Below are 14,157 nucleotides of genomic sequence, written 5' to 3' on the forward strand. Positions count from 1 at the left end.
GGAAACATGCATGCTAGATACTGAACCATATGGTTCAGTATATGACGACCCGACTGGATGCATCGTTTGCCGCGCTCGCGGACCCGACGCGGCGTGGTGTGCTGGAGCAGCTCGGACGAGCCGACGCTTCGATCACGGACCTTGCCGAGCAGTTCCGCATGACGCTTACGGGCATGAAGAAGCACGTCGGTGTGCTGGAGCAGGCGGGGCTCGTCACCACGAAGAAGATCGGACGCGTGCGGACGTGCCAGCTGGGCCCGCGCCGATTGGAGGAAGAGACGGCGTGGCTCGAGACGTACCGTCAACGCTGGGACGAACGCTTCGACGAGTTGGAGAAGGTCGTTCAGGAACTGACACTCAAGGAGAAGACCGATGGACGCAGGAATCGGGAGTGAATCCGGGTCCGTGAAGAACCGCACCACGGTGGAGCGGACATCCGACCGCGAGGTGGTCGTCACGCGGACCATCAACGGCCCGGCGCGGATCGTGTTCGAGGCATTCACCCAGCCCGAGTTGTTCAGACGCTGGTGGGTGCCCAGATCGATGGGCATGAAGTTGCAATCCTGTGAGATCGACGCTCGTGTCGGAGGCCAGTACCGGTTGGCATTCGACGTTGGTGGTTCCGAACCCGCCGTGTTTTTCGGCACGTATGTCGAGGTGCAACCACCCTCGCGCCTCACATGGACCAACGAAGAAGGTGACGAAGGCGGATCGGTCACCACGGTGACCTTCGAGGAACAGAACGGCAAGACGCTGGTGACCCTGCGCGAGACCTATCCGTCGAAGGAAGCGCTCGATGCGGCAGGCACCGGAGCCGCCGAGGCACTGATCGAGACGTTCGGTCAGCTGGACGAACTGCTCGTCGCACTGGGTGAGAGCTCGGGACAGTAACCGCGACGGGGATCTTCCGGTCGATCGTCCGATAGTCCCGGCACACACGGGCCGGGGCTATCGGACGGAGTTGCGAACATCCGATAGATGGGTTTCACGCTCGTCGAGCGGAATCTGCAACGGAATGTCGGGCGCGGGCGCATTGCTGATGAGTGCGCCTCAGCGCGTATCCCAGGCGGAGAGAACCGCCTCGACCGATGCAGATGCCTCCCGGGTGTCGGGTCCGGGTCGAGCCCCTGCCTCGAGAAGCAGTCTGGCCACACCGGCATGATCGTGACTGGTGTTGCCGAACCGGGACCCGTGACAGCACCAGCCGAGCGGGGTGGCGTCATAGTGCGCATCCCGGATCGTGACCAGCTCGCGTGCATCGCGATGACGCAGCAGAGCCGTCACCGCATCCGTGGAGCCCTCCCACGCCGCACAGTGGAGCGCTGTACCGGAATCGTGACCGGGAGTCCGCGGATCGAATCCCAGGTCGATCATGAGCGCCACGGCTCGAGCGTTGCCATTCCATGCCGCGTCGGTGATCGCGCGATGGTCCTCCACGACCATCGACTCGATCAGGCCCGGATGCGTTTGCACCAGCGATCTCGCGTGAACCTCGTCTCCTGCCAGACAGGCGTGATGCAGACGTTGGAGCGGACTCGCAAATTCCAACATCGCGTCCAGGGTCTCGTGCTGCTGGAACTGTGCTGCGACATCCAGCGGTGATCGGCCGTTGCCGATGGTCCAGAAGTAGATGTGGTAGCTGCTTGGTGGTTGCTCGGCGTAGACGCCCTGCCCTGTTTGCAGATCGAGAAGCGCGGGGTTGGCGCGCAACATGTCGCACGCATGGTCGGTAAGCCCGAGTGCGGCAGCGAGAAAGATGTCGGCCGTGGCGCCACGCTCGACGAGGTAACGGGCGAGATCGTATCGTCCCTCCCCTTGCTTGCTGGCGAGCATCCATTGGGCCGCAGTGGATCGGTGGTCCACGTCTCGAGCGTCCGGATCTGCCCCTGCCGCGAGGAGCTGGTCAATGGCGGCGCGCGACCTCGCGAAATGGAGAGGTGTCTGACCATCGCCGCCGCGTTCATGCACACGCGCCGGATCTTCGACGATCATTCGAGCCAGAAGATCCAGACGGTCCAGATGAGCCGCCGCGCAGGCGTCGGGTATCGCTCCCGCCGCGATCAACCGGTCCGCGACGGCTCCAGTCGCGGAGTGAAGCGCATGAAACCCGCCGGCCCACCATTCACTGCGCCGGTTCGGATCGGCACCGAAGTCGAGAAGTACCTCCACCATCGCCAGATCGCCAGCGTAGGCCACGATGGCGGGCGCATTGAACGGGAATACCGGAGCGTCGATCTGCTGACGAAGCTCCGGATGACGCTCGAAGAGCCGGCGCACCGCGCTCGCATCGCGACGCGCAAAAGCGTCGTGCAAGTGCTGCAGTGTTGAAGACATCTCTCTGCTCGTGTTTCGGTGGGCGCTGCCCTTTCCGCGGACGGAGGGCGTCCTCAGACGCCAGCGCGGAAAATACCGCGTGCGGTCATGTGCGCCACCACCTGATCGGCCCGTTGGTGCAGCGTGCCATGGACCTCGAGGCACGGGATCGTCCATCCCCAGGTCTGATCGATGAACATTTCCCGGAGGACACGATCGACGCGCCGCCGCAGGCGCGGCAAGTCTGCATCCGGGAGACGGTCCGGTCGCTCGATGGGCACGTAGACGACCAGGTCCAGCGTATTCAGAGCACTCAGAGTGGCCGCGACGTGATCGCCGAGGGGCCTTTGCGATTGGAGCGCCACGAGGTAGGCGAGATAGTCGGCCGGTGAGCGGTCGAAGACGAGAGATTGTGCGGGGTGAGTGGCGAACGTGGCGATCGCGGCGTCGACCAGTTCTTCGAAGTCCGCAATCGTTGGCGGTTCGCTGAACGCGTGCCCTGCGGACAGCAGGTGATAATACGGCTCTTCGATGGCAACGAGCCCGGGAATGCGATGAACGAGTTCCGTGACGAGTGTCGACTTGCCCGTTCCGTGACTGCCCACGATCGCGATGCGTATCGGAGTGATGGGCGGAAGACGTGTATGTTGACCGGCGCTCAGATCAGCGACATGATCCATGTTCGATTCAACGCGCGCGTCGGTAGTGCACGGCGACCGCGCCGTTGCCGAGCGGCTTGGCGGAGATCAGTTCGAGCCGTCGCGTGCTGGGCAGTCCGCTCTCATACAGAGTCGGGCCATGACCGGCGATCCGGGGGTGAACAAGAAACCTGTACTCGTCGATCAGCTCCAGTCGATCCAGTTCGGTCGCGAGCTTGCCGCTTCCGAGGAGCACGCCGTTCGGAGTCGCATCCTTGAGCTGTTGCACGCCGGTGCGCAGGTCGCCCGCGATGTGATGGCTATTGGTCCATGGGAAGTCCTTTCGCGTCGAAGACACCACGTGCTTCGGCTTGGTCTCCAGCTTGACCGCCCACTCGCGCAACGCCGGTGGTGCCTCGATGTCACCGGAGGCGACCGCTGGCCAGTAGCTCTCCATCATCTCGTAGGTGACGCGGCCCCAGAGCATCGCCCCGCTCTCGTCCAAGAGGCGGGTGAAGAAGGCGTGCGTCTCGTCGTCGGCGATGCCTTCCTGGTGGTCGACGCAGCCGTCCAGAGTCACATTGATGCTGAAAGTCAGGAGTCCCATGGTGTCTTCCGTTCGGGGTACGCGAGGAGTGGGACCTCGCTACGTCAGCTTCAAAGCCACATCGAGTCATTCGCCTGCTGGGTTTCGAGGCTGGCACTCCGATCGATCAAGAGAAGCAAGGCGACGTAGCAGAGGACGAGTGCGACGCGCAGATCGGCGATCCAGGTATCGTCGGGTCCTCGGGTACGCGTGTGCGCACGATCACGGCGGTATCCATGATGGCAGCCGGGGCATTCGCACGCCCTGCGGCCGTTTGGACACCTGCAACGAATGTCAGCACGCTGACGCCGATGGTGGTGCCGAAGACGCCGGTGCGGCGGAGCTGTCTGGGGTGGCCGCCATGCCGACACCGGGACCTGCGAGGCCAAGTTGGCGAACAACCGAGAGACGATCAACGACCTGGCGATGTCCCGTGATACGACCCTCCCGGAAATAATAGATGGTCATGCCCTGCACGTTGATGCGACGTCCTGTCGGCGGGAGTGGGCCAAGCGCACCCGTTTGCGTCCCGTGCATGCTCCAGGCGATAGCCACGCAATCCTGGCCCGCGATGACATCGGTGAGATCGAAGCGCAGGTCCGGGAATGGTGCGCGAGAGGCAATGAGACGATCCTTGAACCCGGCGCGGGAAAGGGTCGCCCCGTCCCAGGGATCACCGGGATCGCTCTGGATCGTGTATTGATCCGCCAGGAAGCCGTCCACGGCATCGAGATCGCCGTTGTTCCACACGGCCTCCATGAATTCGGTAAGTATGCGCGCGTTGTCTATCATGATCGAATGAAATGCGTGTCGGGCCGATGCCGCGTTCACCTGTGAACCGCAGCATCGAAGTCTTCGTCAGTTGGCATGGAAGTGCGCCTTCGTCAAGTGCAACGAAGTGTTGGCGACAGCGCTCTGTCAGTCGACCGGCGCCCGATTGCTCTGCCACGCTTTACCGGCGTTGCCGAATGTGCGTCGCCGTGAGCCGACGGGCAACATCGAGTGCCTCGGCAGCGGGGGCGAGCACACTGGGCTGTACGCCATGGCCTTCCCAATCGGTGCCGGAAATCGGACTGGTGATACGCCCGCCGGGAACGTTCACATAAAAATGGTCCGTCACGCGCCGTGACCATGTAGGATGGGCGCCGCCGCCGGTGGGATCACCAACCACGATGGCGCGATTCAGTTGCTGGAGTTCATAGGCGAACGCTTCTCCGGCCGAGAAGGTCCGGGTGGACGTGAGCACATAGAGGGGCTTCGACTCGGTGAACCGTGGCCCTGGGACCTCGGTCGTCCATGCGGAGTCCGTCCGCTCGGACGCGCGTGTCCATGTAGTGGCCAATAGCGTGCGCGACGTGAAGAAGTACGAGGCAAGATAGGTTACCAGATCCGCGTCACCGCCATTGTTGTCGCGCAGGTCGACGATGAGGGCGTCGGTTCCTTTGACAAATGCCATCGCCGCATCGACGGTGGGTTTGCAGTATTCCGGGGGACCGAAGCCGTTCAGCTTCAGATAGCCGACGTTGTCGTCGAAACGTTCGACGCGGATGAACGCACAGTTGCCGCGCTCCCATTGCATCCGTCGTTGCTCGGGACCGCCAATCGTGAACGAATCAGAGAAATCGACCGGTAGCACCGGGACACTGAACTCCACACGGAAATGGCGATCTCCCGACAGGGCCCGAAGCTCGTTCGTGAGCATATCCGCGAGGTACCGGCTTGCCGTGATGCCGTCATATGCGCCACGACGATGTCGCATGTCGATGCTGTCCCCGATCCACTGGCCGGTCTCACGATCGATGTAGTATTGCCGAACATTTTCTGCCGTGCCGGTTACGACGCGTGACCGCTCTGGCTCCGTTACGAGGAGATCCGAAACCGATGCGGTTGGCGGCAGCGCCACCAATGTGAAATAGCTGATCCTGGTGCTGTCGTCTGCTGCGACGGCGAGGACACCGAAGCGGCGCACCGCGGAACCCCGATCGCGAACGACGAACTCCACGTGCTGCGTGCCTGCTCCCACCAGCTGGACGAGCATCAAGCCCCCTGTGGTCGATCCGAGCACAAGGCCATTGGGGAGTGCGGTACCGATTGCGGCGCGCTGGAAGGCACCGAGTCGTGCGCTGTCCGAACCGTTGACGGCAGAGATCCAGGCAGTCAGCAGACGGCCCGCCGGTGTTTGTGGCACCGCGGCCGTCGCATTGTCGACTACGGCAGCTTGCCCACCAAGCAACGCGGGCGACATCACCAGAGACCCACCAAGCACACCAAGTTGGAACGCGAGCGCGCCCCCGAGCTGTCGCAATTTCCCGCTTCGAGTCCGGGATGTGCGCGGGGTGCGCAGGCGCCTCCGATCCGAATACCGTGCGCCAGGTTCGACCAGAGCGTACATGGGAGCGTCCGGGAGAGAAAGTATGCGATCAGATGACGGCTACGCCGAGTCGTGGAACCTCAACTACTATTCACATAGTAGTTAACGGTAATCGAGCCGTCAAGAATGCCTCTTCCGATGCACTTTGGGCCGACTGTGTTCGTTGGTGGTCCGACGGGCTTGACGTCCACGCTTTCAGATGCCGTCGCATCGACTCGCAAAGTCGATCGAAACGCTTTCCATGCGCTGCGCTCCCTACTCGGCGAACAGATCGGAATAGTGCTTCACCACACACTCCGGACAGATGCCGTGCGAAAAATCTGCGTCGGTGTGTGTACGAACATATACCTCGAGGGCTTGCCAGTTCCCACACTCTGTCCGCACTTCCTTGCAGTGTGCGCAAATGGGGATGATGCCACGCAGTTGCTTCAGCTCTGCCAGCGCCTTCTCGAGTGACGCACGAACGCGACGTTCGGCCTTCCACAGCTGTGCCCCGCGTACGCGCGTCTCGTTGCGGTACCACACCAGCAACGCGCCGATCGCGTTCATCACGACGATGACGAGGATGTCGCCATCGATCGTCCCCGATTCACCACTGCTCACCCAGAACAACCGGAGGAGAATGAGATTGGTGGAGATGAATAGTGGAGGAATGAGCTGGAGAACGGGGCGGTTGACGAGACCAGCGTAGTAGGCCAGCAGCCACATGAGTGGCGTGCGGAGCGGCAACGTACTGCCTTCGAGGCGCAGCAGGTTGAGAAGCGAGATGCAGATCGCGGTGATCAGGCTGACCGATAGCAACGTGCGTACGTACTGGGCGCGGTCTCGCAGTCGGGTGAGACGCCACGCGCCAAAAAGCAGTGCGCCCAGGAACACGACGCGCGTCAGTACTCGCAGATTGAGCAATTCGCTGCTTTGTGCGGCGACCGTGATGTCGGTTCGCGCAAACCAGAGCGTCGGCGCCAGCAGGAGCAGCATCGTCGCCCGTGCAACCCGGCGATCCTTTTCGAGATCCAATGCATCGAGATCGACGATTGGGTGCGTACCCGACGTCGGGTTCAGGGATTGTTCCATCTCAGTGATACTTGTCATGCGAACAAACTTGTGAGTTCGTCCCGAAACTCACCAGCATACACGTGGCGTTCGCTTTCCCGGAAAGCACACCCGATGGGGAGAAATGGAGGGCGCTGTGTGCCGGGCTCTCGCTGGCCCCACATCTTCGGAGCATTGCGGGGGGGGGACGATTTCTGACCTGCTGATCAGACAAGACTGCGAATGACTCGGTCCAGCTCTCGCGCCTTTCCCAAGCTCACCGAACCGGTTACGCCAATCGGCCGCCAGGTCCGCGACAGACTAGTGCGATTGACACCCGCGGTCAGCAGCAAAGGATTCACAGATAGACGTTCGCACGGAGCCCGCACACCTCAATAGCGCCCCTCTCGCAGCAGCAATGTTCATTGGACCGTCCGCGTCGGGCTGGGGGATGAATGATCCGCTTGGCGGTAATTCGATCGAAAGGCGATGTAGATGAGTAGACCAGGACACCCGAAAATCACCGTCGCCAGAAGCCACGCCGTGCGGTGGAGTCGGGACACATGGCGGGCGGTGGCGTCTTGCCACATCCAGCCAAGTGCTGCGAGAGTGAACACGGTCATGTCGATCCATACGAGCTGGATCAACCCGTCTTGCTGAAGAGTCGCCCAGGCATGAGCAAGCCCTTCGCGCAGAGAGGGGTGAGCGGCGAACCACCGGGTGATTGCAATGTTCTCCCAGACAAAAAAGGCTACGGCAGCCCCGAGCCAGAAGTTGCGGCGCATACGGAAAGTGTGAAGGAGGAGGAGGAGGATGGCAGCCCAGCGCCAAGTTATGCGCCAACCGATTCCGCGACGATATCACCGAGTGTAGGGCGCCCTGAGCCGGGTATCACGACAACGCCCACTCTGCAAGACGCCTGAAGATCCCCAGGAGCTCATCCCGAGGCTTCAACGATCGTTCGGTAGTTCGGACCGAGGGTCCTCTGGCGCTCCGTTCCATTCGGAGGCGAGCACCGCGTAGACCGTAACGTCCTCGAAACGGCCAAACCGGCGAAACGCGTCGCGGTGAACACCTTCCCGGCGCATCCCCAGTTTCTGCAGAACCCGCCCGGAGGCCACATTGCGCGTGAAATGACGTGCCTGTACGCGATGGAGCGCGACCGTGTCGAACGCGTATCCGACCAGTGCCTTGGCGGCTTCCGTCGCGAAGCCGTGTCCCCAGTTCATGACGCTCATCCAGTAGCCAATCTCACCGTGAGAGTGTGTCAGGGACATGTGAAGGTTGATGGCGCCGATCAGTTCATCCGGAGACGCGTGTGCGCAGACGGCGAGCGTGAGATTCTCGCGGCGTGCCCAGGCCGCGGCATGGTCGGCGATCCACAGCGAGCCACCTCCGATGGGATACGGATGCGGGATCATCAGCGTGGTATCCGCGACCTCGCGCATCCCTGCCAGACGCTCAACGCTCGGACCGTCGCTCAGGCGGAACGGTCGCAATAGCAGCCGTCGGGTTGTGAGATGAGGAATGTCCGTCATGGAATCAGAGAGCTCGGCAAGTCACGTAACGCTCGCGGTGCTCCGCAGCGGCTCATCAAAGGTTGCGGCGCACGAGCACAACGGGCAATGGGCCGCACTCCTTTGGCCACCACCGGCAACAACACGAAGTTGACGAATTCAGGGTCTTCGGAACGAACGCGATATCGCACACCTCTGGAGTGCATACAGAGCAGACTGCGCACTATGCGACTTTCTTCAGGGCGCCGGCTTGAACGATGGTCAGGGCGCAACCGACTCTTCATGCTGAAGAATGTTGATGAGCCTGCCGAGCGGATCTCTTGCATAGAACCGGCGGACACCCCACGGCTCACTGGCGGGACCGTATTCCACGGGAATCCCGTTTTTGTGAACACGACGCAATGCTTCATCGAGATCATCCACCTCAATGGACAGATCAGGCACCGGCGTGCCGGAGCCACCCTGGCTCGCGAAGCTGATCTGGACCGTCATCTGGGCGACGCCTGCATATGTGCGAATCCACCCATGATCCATAACAAGATCGAGGCCGAGAACGTTCCGGTAGAACTCGTCGACCGTGGACGGCTCGGATGCCGGAATGTTCGCGATGATCCTCTTGACCTGCATATGATCTCCAGAAGTGCTGACGATGTATCTGAATGCCGCGCCCTGCTGCGAGGCCCTCCTCCAATGCGGCAGGCAAACGCAGTGATACGCCAGCGACCGAGAGGCTGCCGAACGCGAAGCTTCGCCGCGGGAGCTTCATCGTAGTGCGGGCAGCGAACACAATGAGCCGGCCACTGGCAGCAGCAACCCGTTCTGCTAACGTGCTGTCAATCTAGGAAAGACGGCCACGAGGTACCGACGAGGGACTGCGACCGGGCCTGATATGGCGACCCTCAACAGCATCAGGCTCGTAGAGTACCTTCGGCGGCTCATTGGCATCGCCGACGTCCGAACGGATACCGTGTCCGATGTCCGTCTCCACTGGAATTCCTCGCGCGAGCCACAGGATCCCGATGGCGCTTCCTACAGCCTGTGCGATCACAGCGAGACGTCGAAGTTCGCTCGCGTCGGGGTGAGCGGAGTACAGCCAGTTCATCGCCTGACCGATCAGGCCAAGCAACAGTCCAGCTACCATTCCGCGCAGAAAAATGTGTCGGCGAGTCACCGACCCTCCCTCTGGGTTACTGGATCATTCTGTTCGGATATCGCTATTGGAATGCTCCACACGGAGCAGTGCGTTGAGGCGTATGCAGCTGAGACTGGCAAGAACTCTGGCGGCACGTCAAAGTGGGCTTTCGGGAACGTCAGAGCGAGGATGAACCGGTTCTGGGAAAGACTTCCTGCTGGTCCGGTGCCCCGTGAAACAACACGATACCCGTCGCCGTGACGCGTGCTCGCAGGTCATCGTAGCCATCGATGCCAAACAGGCCCTCTCCGTCGAGCGGCGTCATGAGAACTCCTTGCGGCCGCTTCGGCCGGTCCGCGCGAAAGAAACGCAACCCCGCGGGGGAGTTCTTCAGCACGATCGTACCGTAGGTGCCTGCCATGGCTTCGAGCTGCTCGGCACCTACCTGGACGGGATGGAGCCTCGCCTGGATCGCAACACGCGCCCAGCGATACTCAGCAAGCCGCTCCGCCGGCACGTTCGCGCCGGCCTGCAAGCGATCAAGCGCGTCCAATTCGGCCGCGTCCAAGGCGGCGGCGCCGGCGACGGGGATGTCGGGCTTCACGCCGACACCCTCCCAATTTGTGCCGCTGATGGGATGTACGGGACGATTGTACGACACGCTCAGCACGAACCTTGGCGCGATCGGAATTTTCTTGTTGTTGTTGGCTGCACCATAGGTCGTGCTCCCGACGATGATCGCCGTTTTCTCTTGCTGAGCACCGTAGGAGACGGCTTCGGCCGCGGATACAACGCCGCCATCGACCAGAAGGTAAAGCGGCTTGCCTTGCCAGCGCGGGTCGCGCTCGCGCGACTGTGGGAGTAAAGCTCGAACAGGATCGCGATCGGGTGGAAGAAACGTCTTGGAGAAGTAGTCCGCGGCGTCGCTGCTACCGCCACCATTGCCTCGCAGGTCGATAATTACGGCGTCTCCGTCCTTCAGAAAACGTCCCGCGTCGTCATACGCGACTTGCGTTGCACCGGGGATCCATTGGAAATGCTCCAATCGCAAGTAGCGAATGTTGCCCGGCAGTATTTCGAGTTTGGTGAGCCCGCTGTGATTGCGCGTCGCGATAGCCTCGCGGTAGGCATCCAAGCCATTTGAGCTCTCCGGCGGCGCGCTCAACGCGGCATACTGCTCAGGATCGTTCATGAGATAGAGGTGGCCGTCATGCGCCGCCGCGTCTAGATCCTCCGTGATCCGCTGCGCGAAGAGTGCCGCATCCGAGACGTCATACCGATGGCTACGTCTCGACTGTTCTAGCCGCGCGATGATCTTCGGACGGAGTTCAGGGAAGACGTAGATACTGTCGATGCTTCGCTCGATTGCCTGAAGCGCGGAGGCTCGCTCCTTCGCTCCGAGTTTCGGCGCAGGTGCTTGCGCGACAAGTCGGCCAATCGGGAGCAACATCAGAAGCACGCCAATGGATGCTGCATGGCGGATACGCGCGCGGAAGAACCAGGTCGTCATGTTTCAAGCGTTCCTTGATAGTATGTTGCGGCTTAACGCGCGAGTTCAGTTGCAAGTGGGTCAAATAGAAACGAATGCGGAGCATGCGCAATCCTTAAATCGCTTGTCAACTGTAACGGCCGTTATACCGCGGCGAGAGGAGCTCGTTCCGCAGGCTCGAAGAGACTGATCGGTTCGACGACAGGCGACGGGTGGTGCGTGGCTGCGAACTGCTGCACTGCGGCGATACCGGCATCGAACTCAAGCGGCAATATCGGTGAGGTCGTAGTCGGTCATTTTGCGCGGGATCGGATGGTACCGGTGTCGGGGTCGCGCGAGAAATAGATCCACACCGGGCGACCCACGAGCGCCTCGGTCGGGATGAACCCCCGATGGCGGCTGTCGAGGCTATTCGCCCGGTCATCCCCGAGAAGGAAGTACGCGCCGTCCGGGACCACCAACGGTCCCCATGTGCCGTACGTCGGGCGGTAGGCCGCCGGGTCGGCCCCACCAAGCAAGTGGCGGCGCTGCCACTCAAACTCCGGGGCGGTCAGGCTGCCGTCCCCCCTTGCGGCGTGCGGGTAGGGTTCGCGCGCCGGCACGCCATTCACGATGAGTTGGAAGTCCCGCATGAGGAAGTCGCCCGGCAGGATCGTCGGCGCCATTGCCTCACCGGGGAACCGGTAGGCCTCGAGGATGTGGCGCTTGATCAGAACGGCGAGGGCGCCCGCGAACAGCAGGACGAGGAGCGCGAAGCGGAGCGGGGCTGTCGGGGCCACGACCATCAGGGAGGCAAGCGCGGCGACCCACGCCTGAAGGACGATGAACACGACGATCGCACGCCGTGGCTGTCCGAGGTAGAGGTGCCCAAGCCCCGGTAGCAGAATACTCAAGAGTACGGCGGCCCAGCGACGGGAGTGGAACTCGCCGTCCCGGGGAGCTCCTGCAGCGACGATCGACGAAGTCATTCGAGATGCGGGAGACGTTGCCCGTGGCCACCTATTGCTGCCCGGCGAATTCGCGGAACTCCGGCCCGGCCAGTCGCAGGTTTTCGCGGAGGTAAGCGCGCAGGCGCTGGCCCGGCGCGTCCGGCTTTGCGCCACCGAGGTGGGTCTGCAGCAGGGTTTCCATGCCGAACAGGTAGGCTTCGCGCGGCACCGGATCCGACGGCGAATGCCCACCGCCAGGTTCGACCAGCAGGCTGAGCGGGCGCCCGGTCGCTTGCAACGTTGCAGCGTAGTGCAGCACTTCACGGATCGCCACCGTGCGGTCGGCGCCACCGGCCATGATCAGCAGGGGCCTTTGCATATTTGCGGCGTTCACCAACGGCGACTGTGCATGCAGACGCGCATAGGTCGCAGCATCGGTCGCATCCAGTGACAGCGCCGCCAGCGTGTGCTTGAGAGAACGATCCGGCAGATCGCCCTGGTCGCCGACTTCGACCAGCCAACGCATCGTCCATCCCAGGTCCGCTGGCGGTGAACCGGCCACGCCGACCTTGAACAGCTCGGGCTGAAAGGTCAGGCCCAGCAGCGTGGAATAGCCACCGAACGAATGACCGACGATGCCGACCAGGTCCTTGTCGCCGATGCCCTGCGCCAGCAGCCAGCGCACGCCCTCGACGATGTCCTGCTGCACGCGTCCGTTGCCGTAGTCGCCGTTCGACGCGAACGTGTACGCGCGTCCATGCCCGGTGGAACCGCGGAAGTTCGACTGGAACACCACGTAGCCGCGGTTGGCGAGGAACTGGGCGGTGCCGTCGTAGCCGGCGCGGAAGTGGTTGATCGGGCCACCGTGCACCTGCGCGATGAGTGGCGCGCGCGCGGCGTCCACGCCCGGGGGCAGCAGCACGAAGCCGTGCACACGCGTGCCGTCGGGCGCGGTGTAGGCAATGGCGAGCTTGCGCGCCAACGCGGTTTCCTTCGGCGAACCAGCAGTGATACCGGGGTCGTCGAGGATGCGCCGAAGATTCCCGTTGCGCGGGTCGTACAGGTACCAGCGTGGATCGCGCAGGGTCGGCGCGCGTTCGCTCACCAGCCAGCGCGCGGACGGGCCGTTGCCTGCTTGCAGGGCGATGTCGCGGCCCGGGAATTTCTTCGCGATGTCAGAGACGATGGCCTGCGCTTCGCCAATGCCGTAGGTCGCGGCAATGGTGCTGCGGTAGCTCGCTGCCAGCGGCTCCTGGGTGCGCGGATCGACCACCACCTCATCGAGGTCGGCCTCGCCGCGCGGATCCCGATGCAGCGTCTGCAACATGTCGTTCGCGTCCAACCGCATCACGCGGCGGAAATTCCCATCGGATCCACCGCCGGGATTGCCGGTCATCAGCAGGCTGCCGTCGGCGCGCACCGTCAGCAGATCCAACCGCTGCATCGGTTCCAGACGCAGCGCTTCACGCAGTTCGCCGTCCGCGCGCAAGCGATACAGCACGTCGAATGCACCTTCGAAACGCGTCAGCGCGACGACGCGGCCCTGTGCGTCCAGCGCGACGTCATGGATCCAGCGCGCATCCTCGCGCAGCAGGGTGCGCTTGCCGTGCGCGTCCATGCGCACCACGCGCCAGCGTTCGCCGGTGCCGGCGGCGACGCGTTCGCCCAGCAGCACCGCAGCCGGCTGCGAGGGATCGCGCTTGATCACCCGCCGCCGTTCGCGGCCGCCCAGCGGCACACGCACGCCGGTGCGACCATCGGCACCCACGATGGTGAGCACACGCGAAGCGCGCAGGAACAACCAGCGGCCGTCGCGCGACCACATCACCTCTTCGGCCTGGGTGCTACCGACCAGCAGGCGCGGGTTGTCGCCGCTGGCCGATAGCAGCCACAGCTCGCGCGAATCCTTCTGCTCGCGCAGGTACGCCACCGCATCGCCGGCCGGCGACAGCTCGGCGGCCACCAGCGTGCGATTTTCGAGGAACGCCGTGCGCGGCAAGCGTGGCGCGCGCGGCAGTTCGCGTTGAGCGGCTTCCGCAGCGCGCAGACTCTCAGCGGCCTGCGCTGGCAAGACACGCGGTGTAAGCAGCAGAACGCACAGCACTGGCGTGCCGCACAAGGTTCGGAACGTCGTCATCGTCTTTCCGTTC

Annotated in this window: 14 protein-coding genes; 2 read left to right on the plus strand and 12 right to left on the minus strand. The window is 63.0% G+C overall.

Going from position 1 to position 14,157, the window contains the following annotated elements; translation table 11 throughout:
* Positions 1–29: 29 nt before the first annotated feature.
* Together WG208_RS10700 and WG208_RS10705 are read left to right on the plus strand one after the other, a co-directional pair.
* Positions 30–395: a metalloregulator ArsR/SmtB family transcription factor gene (locus WG208_RS10700; protein ID WP_345786984.1), complete on the plus strand. Its 366-nt coding sequence runs from the start codon at positions 30–32 to the stop codon at positions 393–395.
* Positions 373–891, plus strand: a complete 519-nt coding sequence (locus tag WG208_RS10705; protein WP_345786985.1) for an SRPBCC domain-containing protein — start codon at positions 373–375, stop codon at positions 889–891. Before WG208_RS10700 ends, WG208_RS10705 begins: the two co-directional genes overlap by 23 nt.
* 159 nt (positions 892–1,050) lie before the next feature.
* Here WG208_RS10705 and WG208_RS10710 read toward each other — a convergent pair whose 3' ends face one another.
* From WG208_RS10710 to WG208_RS10765, 12 genes are all read right to left on the minus strand, one after another.
* A complete protein-coding gene (locus tag WG208_RS10710) occupies positions 1,051–2,277 on the minus strand; it encodes an ankyrin repeat domain-containing protein (RefSeq protein WP_337171348.1) in 1,227 nt (408 codons plus the stop codon).
* A 110-nt stretch (positions 2,278–2,387) separates the two neighbouring features.
* The gene (locus tag WG208_RS10715; RefSeq protein ID WP_337171349.1) at positions 2,388–2,993 is read right to left on the minus strand and encodes an AAA family ATPase; all 606 of its coding nucleotides are present in this window, start codon (positions 2,991–2,993) and stop codon (positions 2,388–2,390) included.
* Positions 2,994–3,000: 7 nt separating this feature from the next.
* Entirely contained in the window at positions 3,001–3,558 is a 558-nt protein-coding gene (locus WG208_RS10720) for a dihydrofolate reductase family protein (RefSeq protein WP_337171350.1), read from the minus strand.
* A gap of 273 nt (positions 3,559–3,831) precedes the next feature.
* Positions 3,832–4,329: an ester cyclase gene (locus WG208_RS10725; RefSeq protein ID WP_337171351.1), complete on the minus strand. Its 498-nt coding sequence runs from the start codon at positions 4,327–4,329 to the stop codon at positions 3,832–3,834.
* A 160-nt stretch (positions 4,330–4,489) separates the two neighbouring features.
* A complete protein-coding gene (locus WG208_RS10730) occupies positions 4,490–5,782 on the minus strand; it encodes a S41 family peptidase (RefSeq protein ID WP_337171352.1) in 1,293 nt (430 codons plus the stop codon).
* A gap of 381 nt (positions 5,783–6,163) precedes the next feature.
* Positions 6,164–7,000 (minus strand): hypothetical protein, encoded by an 837-nt coding sequence (locus WG208_RS10735; RefSeq protein ID WP_337171353.1) that lies wholly within the window; start codon positions 6,998–7,000, stop codon positions 6,164–6,166.
* A 362-nt stretch (positions 7,001–7,362) separates the two neighbouring features.
* Positions 7,363–7,725 carry an abscisic acid-deficient protein Aba4 family protein gene (locus WG208_RS10740; RefSeq protein ID WP_337171354.1) on the minus strand — a complete coding sequence of 121 codons (363 nt, stop codon included), beginning with the start codon at positions 7,723–7,725 and terminating at the stop codon, positions 7,363–7,365.
* A 165-nt stretch (positions 7,726–7,890) separates the two neighbouring features.
* Positions 7,891–8,439 (minus strand): GNAT family protein, encoded by a 549-nt coding sequence (locus tag WG208_RS10745; RefSeq protein ID WP_337171355.1) that lies wholly within the window; start codon positions 8,437–8,439, stop codon positions 7,891–7,893.
* 279 nt (positions 8,440–8,718) lie between these two features.
* On the minus strand, positions 8,719–9,084 hold the full coding sequence (locus tag WG208_RS10750; RefSeq protein ID WP_337171356.1) for a VOC family protein: 366 nt from the start codon (positions 9,082–9,084) through the stop codon (positions 8,719–8,721).
* 683 nt (positions 9,085–9,767) lie between these two features.
* The gene (locus WG208_RS10755; protein WP_337171357.1) at positions 9,768–11,099 is read right to left on the minus strand and encodes a S41 family peptidase; all 1,332 of its coding nucleotides are present in this window, start codon (positions 11,097–11,099) and stop codon (positions 9,768–9,770) included.
* A gap of 272 nt (positions 11,100–11,371) precedes the next feature.
* Positions 11,372–12,046: a signal peptidase I gene (gene lepB / locus WG208_RS10760; protein ID WP_337171358.1), complete on the minus strand. Its 675-nt coding sequence runs from the start codon at positions 12,044–12,046 to the stop codon at positions 11,372–11,374.
* A 31-nt stretch (positions 12,047–12,077) separates the two neighbouring features.
* The gene (locus tag WG208_RS10765) at positions 12,078–14,144 is read right to left on the minus strand and encodes an alpha/beta fold hydrolase (protein WP_337171359.1); all 2,067 of its coding nucleotides are present in this window, start codon (positions 14,142–14,144) and stop codon (positions 12,078–12,080) included.
* Positions 14,145–14,157: the final 13 nt, after the last annotated feature.

The organism is Gemmatimonas aurantiaca, assembly GCF_037190085.1.
Classification (GTDB): domain Bacteria; phylum Gemmatimonadota; class Gemmatimonadetes; order Gemmatimonadales; family Gemmatimonadaceae; genus Gemmatimonas; species Gemmatimonas aurantiaca_A.

Excerpts from the sequence above, each read along its gene's own strand:
- WG208_RS10700 (WP_345786984.1), top strand. The coding sequence starts at position 30 with ATGGTTCAGTATATGACGACCCGACTGGATGCATCGTTTGCCGCGCTC.
- WG208_RS10705 (WP_345786985.1), top strand. The coding sequence starts at position 373 with ATGGACGCAGGAATCGGGAGTGAATCCGGGTCCGTGAAGAACCGCACC.
- WG208_RS10715 (WP_337171349.1), bottom strand. The coding sequence starts at position 2,993 with ATGGATCATGTCGCTGATCTGAGCGCCGGTCAACATACACGTCTTCCG.
- WG208_RS10720 (WP_337171350.1), bottom strand. The coding sequence starts at position 3,558 with ATGGGACTCCTGACTTTCAGCATCAATGTGACTCTGGACGGCTGCGTC.
- WG208_RS10725 (WP_337171351.1), bottom strand. The coding sequence starts at position 4,329 with ATGATAGACAACGCGCGCATACTTACCGAATTCATGGAGGCCGTGTGG.
- WG208_RS10730 (WP_337171352.1), bottom strand. The coding sequence starts at position 5,782 with ATGTCGCCCGCGTTGCTTGGTGGGCAAGCTGCCGTAGTCGACAATGCG.
- WG208_RS10735 (WP_337171353.1), bottom strand. The coding sequence starts at position 7,000 with ATGACAAGTATCACTGAGATGGAACAATCCCTGAACCCGACGTCGGGT.
- WG208_RS10740 (WP_337171354.1), bottom strand. The coding sequence starts at position 7,725 with ATGCGCCGCAACTTCTGGCTCGGGGCTGCCGTAGCCTTTTTTGTCTGG.
- WG208_RS10750 (WP_337171356.1), bottom strand. The coding sequence starts at position 9,084 with ATGCAGGTCAAGAGGATCATCGCGAACATTCCGGCATCCGAGCCGTCC.
- WG208_RS10755 (WP_337171357.1), bottom strand. The coding sequence starts at position 11,099 with ATGACGACCTGGTTCTTCCGCGCGCGTATCCGCCATGCAGCATCCATT.
- lepB (WP_337171358.1), bottom strand. The coding sequence starts at position 12,046 with ATGACTTCGTCGATCGTCGCTGCAGGAGCTCCCCGGGACGGCGAGTTC.
- WG208_RS10765 (WP_337171359.1), bottom strand. The coding sequence starts at position 14,144 with ATGACGACGTTCCGAACCTTGTGCGGCACGCCAGTGCTGTGCGTTCTG.